The sequence below is a fragment of the Kocuria sp. MNB10 genome, assembly GCF_054073685.1.
Map to the genome: position 1 here is coordinate 2568251 of NZ_CM133411.1, position 11612 is coordinate 2579862.

The window sequence follows — 11612 nt, forward strand, 5'->3', positions numbered from 1 at the left end:
GCGATGATCCGCCCGCACCCGAGGAGAGCTCCCGACCATGACCTACCCCCTGGGGCTGAACCTCGCCGGACGCGCCGTGCTGGTGGTCGGTGGGGGACCGGACGCCGCGCGTCGGACGCGGTCCTTGCTCGCCGAGGGCGCCCTCGTGGACCTCGTGGCACCTGATCTGCATGACACGTTGCGGGACCTCACGAGCTCACCCGGTCTCACGTGGCACGAGCGCGCGTTCCGCCCCGACGACCTCGGCGGCGCGTGGCTCGTCTTCCTCCACGTCTCGGACTCCGGGGAACGGGAGCGGGTGGCGCTCGCGGCGGAAGAGCGTCGGGTCCTGTGCGTCGCGGACGACGCCGCGCCCGGGCCCGATCGCGCAGCCGACACTCGGGCACCGGTCACTCAGGTGCCGGTTACCGAAACACGGGTTGCTCAGGATCGGGTCTTTCAGGCCCCGGTCACTCAGGAACCCGGGACAGTGGCGCTGGTGGGCGGAGGACCCGGCGACCCCGGACTGCTCACGGTGCGCGGACGGCAACTGTTGGCGGACGCGGACGTGATCGTCGCGGACCGGCTCGGCCCCACGGACCTCCTACCAGAGCTCGCCCGGCACGCCCGCATCATCGACGTGGGCAAGCGCGCCGGGTACCACAAGTACACGCAGGACCGGATCAACGAGACCCTCGTGGAGCAGGCGAAACTCGGACTGCGGGTCGTGCGGCTCAAGGGTGGGGACCCGTACGTGTTCGGCCGCGGTGGCGAGGAAGTCGAGTTCTGCCGGGCCCATGGTGTGGCCACCCAAGTGGTGCCGGGTGTGACCTCGGCGATTTCCGTCCCCGCCGCGGCGGGGATCCCCGTGACCCACCGGGACATGACCCACGGGTTCACCGTGATCACCGCGCACCAGCACTTGCGTCACGTGCCGTACCGGGACGGGCACACCCTGATCCTCATGATGGGCGTGCGGGGTCTCGGACGTAACGCCGAGCTGCTCATGGCCGCGGGCTACCCCGCAGACACCCCGGTCGCGGTCGTGGAGCGGGGCTGGACCCCAACCCAGCGCACGACCGTGGCGCAGCTGGACACGATCGCCTATGTGGCCCGCGCGCGCGAGGTCACTGCTCCCGCGGTGATCGTGGTGGGTCGGGTCGCCGCGCTCGCGCACGAGTCATCCGCGATCCCCGGCCCCCAGGAGTCGGATCAGGAGGGCTGACCCACCGGGATCCTCGCCCCGGACACCAACAGCTTGTGCCCCTCACCGGCCTCGGACCGGGCGATCTCCTCGGGGGTGGCCGGGCGGATCTGTTCGCGCTCGAGCACGTACATGCGCGCGTTCACGTCCTCCGGCGCACTCTCGGGGTGGTTCACGAACGCGCGGAAGCGGCGCAGGCGATCGGGGTCCGCGAGGGTCGCAGCCCACTCGTCCTCGTACGCGTCGATGTGGCGGGCCACCTCCGCCTCTAGGTCCGCGCAGATGCCCAGGGAGTCGTGCTGGATTACGTCCCGCACGTGCTGCATCCCGTCCCCGTACCGCTCGTCCAGGTCCTCCAACCAGCGGGCGGTGCGCTGGAGCTTGTCCGCCGTGCGGATGTAGTACATGAGGTAGCGGTCGATGTACCGGAACACCTGCTCGCGCGTGAGGTCCTTCGCGAACAGGCGGCCGTGGGCGGGGTTCGAGCCACCGTTGCCTCCCAGGAACAGGTTCCAGCCGTTGGTGGTGGCGATCACACCCACGTCCTTGCCCTGGGCCTCGGCGCACTCGCGGCTGCAGCCCGAGACCCCGAACTTGAACTTGTGGGGTGAGCGCAGCCCGCGGTAGCGGTTCTCCAGGTCCACGGCGAGCGCCACCGAGTCCTGCACACCGAAGCGGCACCACGAACTGCCGATGCACGACTTCACGTTGCGCAGCGCCTTGCCGTACGCGGAACCGGACTCGAAACCGGCGTCCACGAGTTCCTTCCAGATCGTCGGCAGCTGCTCCAGGCGGGCCCCGTAGAGCCCGATGCGCTGGGCACCCGTGATCTTGGTGTACAGCCCGTACTCCTGGCCCACCCGGGCCAGCACGCCCAGCTTCTCGGGAGTGATCTCGCCCCCGGGGATGCGCGGGATCACGGAGTAGGTGCCGTCCTTCTGCATGTTGGCCATGTTGCGGTCGTTGGTGTCCTGCAGGGTCCCTCGGCCGCCGTCGAGCGAGTACGCGTGGACCTGCGAGTGCAGGATGGACGCGACCGCCGGCTTGCACAGCGCGCAACCGTCCTCGCCCGTGCCGAAGCGGGCGAGCACGGACTCGAAGTCCTCGAGCGCCGTGGAGCGCACCGCTTCGTAGAGCTCGGGCCGGGACATAGGGAAGTGCTCGCACAGGGCCTTGGAAACCGTGAGCCCCATGGCCTTCATGCGCTGCTCCAGCGTCTTCTGCAGCATGGGTACGCACGAGCCGCACTGCGTCCCGGCCGTGGTGCAGGCCTTCAACGACGCGACGTCGTGGGCGCCGTCGTCCACCGCGGCACGCACCGTGGCGAAGTCCACGTTGTTGCATGAGCACAGGATCGCGTCCCCGGGCAGCTCGGTGTCCGGGACGCCGTCGCCGCCGGCCGCGCTGAGGTACGCGCCGGGCTCGGCGGGCAGTTCGCGCCCGAGCAGGGGCTTCAAGGAGTCGAACGGGGAGGCGTCCCCCACGAACACCCCACCGAGCAGGGTCTTGGCGTCCTGCGAGACCACGACCTTCTGGTACATCCCGCGCGCCGGGTCCGCATAGAGCACCTCGAGGCTGCCGGGGGTGCGGCCGAGCCGGTCGCCGAATCCCGCGACCTCCACCCCGGAGAACTTCAGCTTGGTCGCGACGTCGAACTCCGCGACCTCCGCGTCCCCGCCCGTGAGATTGCGCGCGGTGGCCTCGGCCATCGCGTTCGCCGGCGCCACGAGGCCCCACGTACGGCCCAGGATGTTGGCGACCTCGCCGATGGCCCATACGTGCGGGTCCGCCGTGCGGCAGTGATCGTCCACGAGGATGCCGCCGCGCTCGCCCAGGCGCAGGCCCGCGGCCTTCGCGAGTTCGTCGTTCGGGCGGATGCCGGCGGCCATCACGACCATGTCCGCGGGAAGCGTGCGCGCCGCGGACTCGTCACCCAGGGACTGCGCGAGGGAGACGGAAACGACTTCCCCGGTGTTGTCCGAGTTCACGGAGGAGATGAACGCACCGCACTCCACCTCGATCCCCGTGGCGCGGATCGCCTCGTTGACCGCGTATCCGCCGGCCTGGTCCAGTTCCACGGACAGCAACCACGAGGCCACGTCCAGGATCACGGGGTCCGCTCCCACGCGCTGCAGGCCCTCGGCCGCCTCGAGCCCCAGCAGGCCGCCGCCCACGACGACGGCGCGCGGTCGCCTCCCGAGCCGCTCCTGCAAACGGGCGGCCTCCGAGACCATGGTGCGGACGTCGTCGACCGTGCGGAAGACGTGCGCGTGCTGTGAGCCCGGGATGGGGATGACCGCCGCGCGGGACCCCGTGGCGAACACGAGCTCGTCGTAGGGATGCTCGGTGCCCCCCTGATCGGTCACGACGCGACGGTCGCGGTCCACGCGCGCGGCGCGGGTGTTGGTGAGCAACTCGATGGCCGGTTCATTCCACAGGCTCCCGTCCCCGAGGGTCAGGTCCTTGTCCGGCTCGGCGAACAACTGCTCGAGCGCGACCCGGTCATACGGGTCGTACGGCTCGTCCATGAGCACTCGGATCCGGTCCGCGGGACCGCTGCGCTCGGCAAGCGCACGGACCAGGCGGAACGCCGCCGGGCCACCTCCCAGGACGAGGATCGTGCGGGGTGTGCCGGGGGCGGTGGGTGTCTCGTGCGCTGCCATGGGGACCTCCGTCGGGCGATCGGTTGCGCCGCGACCGTACGGGGCACGGCACTGCTAATATTAGCCGGGAAAATACGTAATTCCCGGCATGTCAGCCCCCCGGCAGGAGGCCCCCGATGAACGATTCGTCACATCCCACCGCCGAGTCCGTGAATGCCGAGTGGACGGACGTGTGCGGCGTCGAGGACCTCGAGGTCAACTGGGGTGAGGCAGCCCTCGTGGGTGGACGCGAGATCGCGGTGTTCCGCACCCATGACGACCTCGTGTTCGCGACCGACCACCGGGACCCCCGCTCCCGGGCGCTCGTGATGGCCCGGGGGATCGTGGGGCGCACGGGGCAGTACCACACGGTGGCCTCACCCCTGTACAAGGAGACCTACGACCTCGCGACCGGGCGGTGCGTGTCCGGCGCGGAGTACACGCTGCCCGTCCACCCGGTGCGCGTGCAGGACGGCCGGGTCCTGGTGGTGGTGTCCGGGGGAGACGAACAGGGCGGCGGCGAGCAGGGCGGCGGCGAGCAGGGCGAGTAGTCCCTCCCGTCGGGGTATCATGGCGGGGTGCGCCCTGCGCGCACGGGTGTCGATCCGGCCATCACCGGGGAGCCCTTCCGGAAGAACAGGCACCGCGCCCCAGTAGAACCGGACGACTCGGGCCCGTGACAGCCCCCAACGAGCGACTCGCGGCGTCGTCGGCTGTGCCGATGCCACCGCGGGTAAGCGAGGTGGTACCGCGCCACCGGCGCCCCGCGCGCCCGAGCGTCCTCGCATCCTGAACCACACACCCCTCAGGATGGAGCACCGTGACCGAATCCTTCGTGTATCCCAAGGCGAGCACCGACCCCAGCGCACACGGGGTGCCCTCCGCGCCGCGTTTCCCCGCGGTCGAGGAGCGCGTCTTGGATTACTGGAAACAGGACCACACCTTCCAGGCGAGCATCGACCAGCGCGACCGCGGGGACCACGGGTCCAACGAGTTCGTGTTCTACGACGGCCCGCCCTTCGCCAACGGCCTGCCCCACTACGGCCACTTGCTGACCGGCTACGTCAAGGACCTCGTGGCCCGCTACCAGACGCAGCAGGGCCGGCGCGTGGAGCGCCGCTTCGGGTGGGACACCCACGGACTGCCGGCCGAACTCGAGGCCATGAAGCAGCTCGGGATGACCGACAAGCAGGACATCGAGGCCATGGGCATCGACAAGTTCAACGACGCCTGCCGCGCCTCCGTGTTGAAGTACGCGTCCGAGTGGCAGGACTACGTGACCCGCCAGGCCCGCTGGGTGGACTTCGACAACGACTACAAGACCCTGAACGTGGACTACATGGAGTCCGTGATCGGCGCGTTCAAGGCCCTGGACGACAAGGGCCTGGTCTACTCCGGCTACCGCGTGCTGCCGTACTGCTGGAAGGACGAGACGCCCCTGTCCAACCACGAGTTGCGCATGGACGACGACGTCTACAAGAACCGCCAGGACCCCTCCGTGACCGTGGCGTTCACGCTCTCCGAGGACACCTCGTGGGCCACCGATCCCGCCGTGGCCGCCGAACTCGCCGGCGCGGAGGCCATCGCCTGGACCACGACCCCCTGGACCCTGCCCACCAACGAGGCGCTCGCGGTCGGTCCGCACATCGACTACGTCCTGGTCCCCGGTGCCGGCGACCTGGCCGGGCGCCGCTTCCTCGTGGCCGCGGAGCTCGCGGGCGGGTACGCCAAGGAGTTCGGGTACGACGACGCCGCGACCGTCGCGGATGCCGTCACCGCCCACTACAAGGGTGAGCAGCTGGGCGGGATCCGGTATCGGCCGCTGTGGGACTACTTCACGGACGCCGAGCGCTTCGGGACGCAGAACGCGTGGCAGATCCTCGTGGCCGAGTACGTGTCCACCACGGACGGCACGGGCATCGTGCACCAGGCCCCCGCGTACGGCGAGGACGATCAGATGGTGTGCGCCGCCCACGACATCCCCGTGGTGCTCTCCGTGGACGAGAGCGGACGGTTCTACGATTTCTTCACGGACGAGTCCCTCGCGCAGGGCGCGCCGCTCGGAGAACTCGCCGGGCACAACGTGTTCGACAAGGACGTGGCCCGCACCGTGGTCCGGGACCTCCGAGCCCGCGGCGCGCTGCTGCGGGAGGCCTCCTACGAGCACTCGTACCCGCACTGCTGGCGCTGCCGTAACCCTCTGATCTACCGCGCGGTGTCCTCATGGTTCGTGAGCGTGACCGTGTTCAAGGACCGGATGGTCGAGTTGAACCAGCAGATCAACTGGATCCCCGAGAACGTCAAGGACGGCCAGTTCGGCAAGTGGCTCGAGAACGCCCGTGACTGGTCCATCTCCCGCAATCGCTACTGGGGTTCACCCATCCCGGTGTGGGAATCGAGCGACCCCAATTACCCGCGCCGGGACGTCTACGGTTCCCTCGCAGAGCTGGAGCGGGACTTCGGCCGACTTCCGCGCAACGCCCAGGGCGAGGTGGACCTGCACCGGCCGTGGATCGACGACCTGACCCGGCCCAACCCGGACGACCCCACGGGCGAGTCCGTGATGCGCCGCGTGCCCGAGGTGCTGGACGTGTGGTTCGACTCCGGGTCCATGCCGTACGCCCAGGTGCACTACCCCATGGAGAACCGGGAGTGGTTCGAGACCCACAACCCGGGTGACTTCATCGTGGAGTACATCGGTCAGACCCGCGGCTGGTTCTACACGCTGCACATCCTGGCCACCGCGCTGTTCGACCGCCCCGCGTTCCGCAACGTGATCTCCCACGGGATCGTGCTGGGTTCGGACGGGCAGAAGATGTCCAAGTCGCTGCAGAACTACCCGGACGTCAACGAGGTCCTGGACCGGGACGGTTCGGACGCCATGCGCTGGTTCCTGATGTCCTCGCCCATCCTGCGCGGCGGCAACCTGATCGTCACCGAGCAGGGCATCCGCGACGGCGTGCGCCAGATGATGTTGCCGCTGTGGAACGTGTACCACTTCTTCGGTCTGTACACGAACGCCGCGAACGGGGGAGCCGGCTACGACGCCCAGTTGCGCCACGACGCCGATCACGTGATGGACCGCTACATCCTCGCGGAGACCGGCGCGCTCGTCACGGACGTCAAGCGGTTGTTCGACGACTACGACATCTGGGCCGGTGCCGAGCGGTTGCGCTCCTACATGGACACCCTCACCAACTGGTACGTGCGCCGTTCCCGCGAGCGGTTCTTCGAGGAGGACACCCAGGCCTTCGACGTGCTGTACACGTGCCTCGAGACGGTGTGCCGCGTGGCCGCCCCGCTGCTGCCGCTCGTCACGGAGGAGATCTGGCGCGGTCTTACGGGTGGGCGCTCCGTGCACCTGACCGACTGGCCGGATGCCTCCCTGTTCCCCCGGGACGAGGCCCTACTCACGGCCATGGAGCGCACGCGCGCCATCTGCTCGGCCGGGTCCGGTCTGCGCAAGACCCACAACCTGCGCGTGCGGCAACCGCTCGCGGGGATGACCGTGGCCGTGCCCGGGGCGCATGCCCTCGAGGGCACGTTCCAAGAGATCATCGCCGATGAGTTGAACCTCAGGTCCGTCACGCTCGAGGACTCGGAGCAGGTCAGCGCCGCGGACCACGGTATCTCCCAGGAGCTGAAGGTCAACGCCCGCGCGGCGGGCCCGCGCCTGGGCAAGCAGGTCCAGCAGGTCATCAAGGCCACCAAGAACGGTGACTGGTCGGTCTCCGCGGACGGCGTCGTCGTCGCCGGCTCCGTGCCCCTGCAGGAGGGCGAGTACGAACTCGTCACGGTCGTGGACGACGCCGCGGCGGACTCCGCGCGCGCCGTGACCGTTCTGCCCGGCGGCGGGTTCCTGGTCCTGGACACCGAACTGACGGATGAACTGCGCGCCGAGGGCGTCGCGCGGGACATGATCCGTGCGATCCAGCAGGCCCGGAAGGACGCGGACCTGCAGGTCTCGGACCGGATCCGCACCCACGTCGCCGCGGACGCGCAGACCGTGGCCGCCGTGGCCGCGAACCGCGAGCTCGTGCAGTCCGAGACCCTGTCCCGCGAGCTCGAGCTCGTGGAAGCGGACGAGCCGTCCGTGACCGTGGCGGTGATCGACGCGTGAGCGGGGCCCAGGAGCACGAGGACTTCGCATCGGTCGAGAATATCTACCAGCACCTGCTGAGTCGGGCGCCCGAGGACAGGATGGCGCCGCGGCTGGACGCCGTGGCCGCCGCGGTCGCCGCGCTCGGGGATCCGCACCGCAGCGCACCCGTGGTGCACGTGACCGGGACCAACGGCAAGACGTCCACGGCCCGGATGATCGAGTCGCTGTTGCTCGCCCACGACCTGCGCGTGGGCCGGTACACGAGCCCGCACCTCGAGCGCGTCACGGAACGGATCAGCATCGACGGCGAACCCGTCCCGGACGAGACGTTCGTGCGGATCTACTCGGAGATCGCCCCGTACCTCGAGCTCGTGGACCGACAGCTCGAGGCCGACGGCGCTCCCCGCCTCACGTACTTCGAGACCCTTACGGTCCTGGCGTTCGCGGTCTTCGCGGACGAACCCGTGGACGTCATGGTCCTTGAAGTCGGCATCGGTGGCACGTGGGACGCGACCAACGTGGCGGACGCCGCGGTGTCCGTGGTGACCCCGATCGGGCTGGACCACACAACCATGCTCGGGGACACCGTGGGGCAGATCGCCCGGGAGAAGGCCGGGATCATCAAGCCCCAGGGCTTCCTCGTGAGCGCGGCGCAGCAACCCGAGGCCGCGCAGGTCCTGCTGGACCGGGCCCGGGAACTCGGTGACCCGTTCCGGTTCGAGGGCGTGGAGTTCGCCGTGACCGGGCGTTCCACCGCGGTGGGCGGCCAGGTCATCACCGTGCAGGGGCTCGCGGGGGAGTACCCGGATCTCATGTTGCCGCTGTTCGGGGCCCATCAGGCCCAGAACGCCGCGGTGGCCGTGGCCGCCGTCGAGGCGTTCGTGGGGGGAGGGGACAAGCCCCTTAACCCAGAGCTCGTGGCCACGGGACTGGGTGCGGTCTCCTCGCCGGGCCGGCTCGAGCTCGCCCGCAAGGCACCGCCGGTGATCCTGGATGCGGCCCACAACCCGCACGGTCTGCTGGCCTCGGCGACCGCGGTGCGCGAGGCCTTCACGTTCACCAAGCTCAACCTGGTGGTGGGCGTTCTGCGAGACAAGGACGCTGCGGAGATGATGCGCGTGCTCGTGGACGAGTACCACGAGTTCGAGCTCGAACTGTGGTGCACCCGCTCCCAGTCCCCGCGCGCCGTGGCACCCGAGGAACTCGCGGAGATCGCCGAGGACATGGGCTTCGACCAGGACGCCGTGCACGTGAGCGAGCGACTGGACGATGCGTGTGCCGCGGCCATCCAGGACGCCGCGGCCCGCGAGCAGTTCGACGGCGCGGTGCTCGTCACCGGGTCCATCACCGTGGTGGGTGAGGCCCGTGTGCTGCTCGGACTCTGAGCCCGCCGCCCCGACCATGGAAGGAGCCCGATGGCCCGCCTGACCAAGGCCCAGCGCGAATGGCGCCCTGGCCAACCCAAGAAGCCACGCTCGATCAAGACGATGTTCGCCTCGAGCGTGCTCTCCATCGAGGCGTTCATCGTGTTCTTCGCCGCCCTCGCGGCGTTCGGACTCACGGCGCGGGACTGGAGCACGGCCGGGAAACTGTGGCTCATGGGCGGATCGGTGGTGCTCGCCCTGGTGTTCCTGCTGGCGTGCGGCCTCCTGCGCAAGCCGTGGGGGTACACCCTCGGGTGGGTGCTGCAGGTCGTGCTCATCGCCACGGGAGTGCTCGTGCCCTCAATGTTCGTGATCGGCGTGTTGTGCGCCCTGGCCTGGTGGTACGCCGTGGTCAAGGGTGGCGCGATGGATCGTGAGAACGTGCGGCGCGCGGAGGAACAACGCCGCTGGGAGGTCGAGAACCCCCTGACGTGATCACCGTCTCCCGGCCGCGGTCCCCGGGCGTAGCCGCGCGGGGACCACAGGCCGTTAGGCTCGGAGCGGAACCTGATCGACCGAGGACTCCGCGTGGGTCCACAGCAAGGAGAAGCACATGACGCAACGCACCCTCGTCCTCGTGAAGCCGGACGGCGTCCAGCGCGGCCTGACCGGGCAGATCCTGGCCCGCATCGAGGCCAAGGGCTACACGCTCGCGCAACTTGAGCTCGTGACGGCGACCCGCGAAATTCTCGAGCGGCACTACGAGGAGCACCAGGGCAAACCGTTCTTCGAGCCGCTCGTGGAGTTCATGCTCTCCGGGCCCGTCGTGGCCGCCGTGGTCGAGGGGGACCGGGTCATCGAGGGCTTCCGCAGCCTCGCCGGTGCCACCGAGCCCACCACGGCCGCCCCCGGTACCATTCGCGGCGATTTGGGTCGGGACTGGGGCGAGAAGGTGCAGAAGAACCTCGTGCACGGCTCCGATTCGCCTGAGTCCGCCGAGCGGGAGATCGGCATCTGGTTCAGCTGAGCTGAACGCGGGATCCATGACCGACTACGACCCGCGGATCGTCGACCTGTACGACGGGGACAACCCCGACGGGCCGGACCAGGCCTTTCGTGGCCGCGGCATCCTGACCGATCAGTTACGGCGCGCCGGGTTCGAGGTCGACGCGGTTCGGGGCGACTGGCAGCGGACGCCACTCGACGGCACGCACCCCATCATGGTGTTCGAGGCGCACGCCGTCTGAGCGCGGCGTCGGTGAACGGCTCAGGCGAAGATCGCGGTCGAGAAGCGCACCGCGATGATCCCGAAGACGATCACGAGCACCCCGATGCCCAGGAGCCACGCCCACGCGGCGGAACCGGCGGCGGTGCCACGCGAGGAACCGATCAGGCCGGCGCGGCGCATCCGCGCCGTCGTATGCGCGAGCAACAGGGTCTGGGCGCACCACACGATCATGCAGTACAGGCACAGGGCGTTGATGTGGAAAGTGGTCTGCCACCACAGCCACAGGGTGAACACCGAACCGGCGGCGATCCCCAGCCACAGCAACCACCAGAACCAGCTGGCGTAGCGTGCGCCGGCGAGCACGCCCACGGCCACGGCGATCACCACGGCGTACGCCACGATCCCGATGAACGGGTTGGGGAAGCCGAAGAGCTCCGCCTGCGGGGTGCGCATGACCGTGCCGCACGAGAGCCACGCGTTGATGTCGCAGCTCGTGCGGTGTCCCGCGTCCTTGTAGATCGCGAGCCGTTCCGCCACGAGCACGGCCGATGCGGCGAAACCCACGATCGAGAAGATCACCGCGAGCACGGCCCACGAGCGGTCCGAACGGGTGGCGGGGGCCGGAGTCGTCTCGGGTGTCCGGTCGGTCAGGAGGGCGGTCGCGGAAGTTGGGCTCACGCGCCCGATCGTAGACCATGCGCATGACGACCCACCGGGCGCGGGCCGCCCGTGGCGGCGGGTGACGCCGGCACACACCCCGTACACGCGCTGTGGTCCGGCCGAGGGAATGTGGTGCGGACCACCCGGAATGCGCCCCGGCCCGGGGTGACTGTGAGATACTGCCAATGGTCGGGCCTCAGCCGCACGTGAGGAACCGGCCCGGCAGGAACACCGATCTCCCTTGGTACGGACTCGCGCTCTCACAGGATCGAGCGCGTCCGGAGCGGGGCAAGTTCGCGGTCCCCACGGACCCAGCGACTCGGGCATCCGCCGGCTCGCGGACAGTGCGCGTGACACACGTCGCGCCCGCGAGTACGACTTTGACTTCCGGCGGCCGCGTGGCGAACACCGGCTCGACCGACCGAGCACACCT

Annotated in this window: 9 protein-coding genes; 7 read left to right on the plus strand and 2 right to left on the minus strand. The window is 69.6% G+C overall.

The window, feature by feature from the left end; all coding sequences use genetic code 11:
* The first annotated feature begins 37 nt into the window (after positions 1-37).
* Positions 38-1204: a uroporphyrinogen-III C-methyltransferase gene (cobA, locus tag ACW9PK_RS11685; protein ID WP_457015954.1), complete on the plus strand. Its 1167-nt coding sequence runs from the start codon at positions 38-40 to the stop codon at positions 1202-1204.
* Here cobA and nirB read toward each other — a convergent pair.
* Positions 1192-3846, minus strand: coding sequence for a nitrite reductase large subunit NirB (nirB, locus tag ACW9PK_RS11690; RefSeq protein WP_085107788.1), 2655 nt, complete (start codon positions 3844-3846; stop codon positions 1192-1194). The two genes, cobA and nirB, sit on opposite strands and share 13 nt — an antisense overlap.
* A gap of 116 nt (positions 3847-3962) precedes the next feature.
* Between nirB and nirD the strand changes: the two genes are divergently transcribed.
* From nirD to ACW9PK_RS11720, 6 genes are all read left to right on the plus strand, one after another.
* On the plus strand, positions 3963-4376 hold the full coding sequence (gene nirD, locus ACW9PK_RS11695; RefSeq protein ID WP_457015955.1) for a nitrite reductase small subunit NirD: 414 nt from the start codon (positions 3963-3965) through the stop codon (positions 4374-4376).
* A gap of 269 nt (positions 4377-4645) precedes the next feature.
* Complete coding sequence (ileS, locus tag ACW9PK_RS11700; protein WP_457015956.1) at positions 4646-7945, plus strand: isoleucine--tRNA ligase; 3300 nt, start codon at positions 4646-4648, stop codon at positions 7943-7945.
* Positions 7942-9312 carry a bifunctional folylpolyglutamate synthase/dihydrofolate synthase gene (locus ACW9PK_RS11705; RefSeq protein WP_457015957.1) on the plus strand — a complete coding sequence of 457 codons (1371 nt, stop codon included), beginning with the start codon at positions 7942-7944 and terminating at the stop codon, positions 9310-9312. Before ileS ends, ACW9PK_RS11705 begins: the two co-directional genes overlap by 4 nt.
* 30 nt (positions 9313-9342) lie before the next feature.
* Entirely contained in the window at positions 9343-9786 is a 444-nt protein-coding gene (locus ACW9PK_RS11710) for a DUF4233 domain-containing protein (protein ID WP_368844746.1), read from the plus strand.
* A gap of 118 nt (positions 9787-9904) precedes the next feature.
* Positions 9905-10318 carry a nucleoside-diphosphate kinase gene (gene ndk, locus ACW9PK_RS11715; protein WP_064846151.1) on the plus strand — a complete coding sequence of 138 codons (414 nt, stop codon included), beginning with the start codon at positions 9905-9907 and terminating at the stop codon, positions 10316-10318.
* Between the two features lie 16 nt (positions 10319-10334).
* On the plus strand, positions 10335-10538 hold the full coding sequence (locus ACW9PK_RS11720) for a hypothetical protein (protein WP_457015958.1): 204 nt from the start codon (positions 10335-10337) through the stop codon (positions 10536-10538).
* A 20-nt stretch (positions 10539-10558) separates the two neighbouring features.
* Here ACW9PK_RS11720 and ACW9PK_RS11725 read toward each other — a convergent pair whose 3' ends face one another.
* Complete coding sequence (locus ACW9PK_RS11725) at positions 10559-11197, minus strand: vitamin K epoxide reductase family protein (protein ID WP_457015959.1); 639 nt, start codon at positions 11195-11197, stop codon at positions 10559-10561.
* Between the last annotated feature and the right edge of the window lie 415 nt (positions 11198-11612).

Coding starts and splice junctions, on each gene's coding strand:
- cobA (WP_457015954.1), top strand. CDS start 38: ATGACCTACCCCCTGGGGCTGAACCTCGCCGGACGCGCCGTGCTGGTG.
- nirB (WP_085107788.1), bottom strand. CDS start 3,846: ATGGCAGCGCACGAGACACCCACCGCCCCCGGCACACCCCGCACGATC.
- nirD (WP_457015955.1), top strand. CDS start 3,963: ATGAACGATTCGTCACATCCCACCGCCGAGTCCGTGAATGCCGAGTGG.
- ACW9PK_RS11710 (WP_368844746.1), top strand. CDS start 9,343: ATGGCCCGCCTGACCAAGGCCCAGCGCGAATGGCGCCCTGGCCAACCC.
- ndk (WP_064846151.1), top strand. CDS start 9,905: ATGACGCAACGCACCCTCGTCCTCGTGAAGCCGGACGGCGTCCAGCGC.
- ACW9PK_RS11720 (WP_457015958.1), top strand. CDS start 10,335: ATGACCGACTACGACCCGCGGATCGTCGACCTGTACGACGGGGACAAC.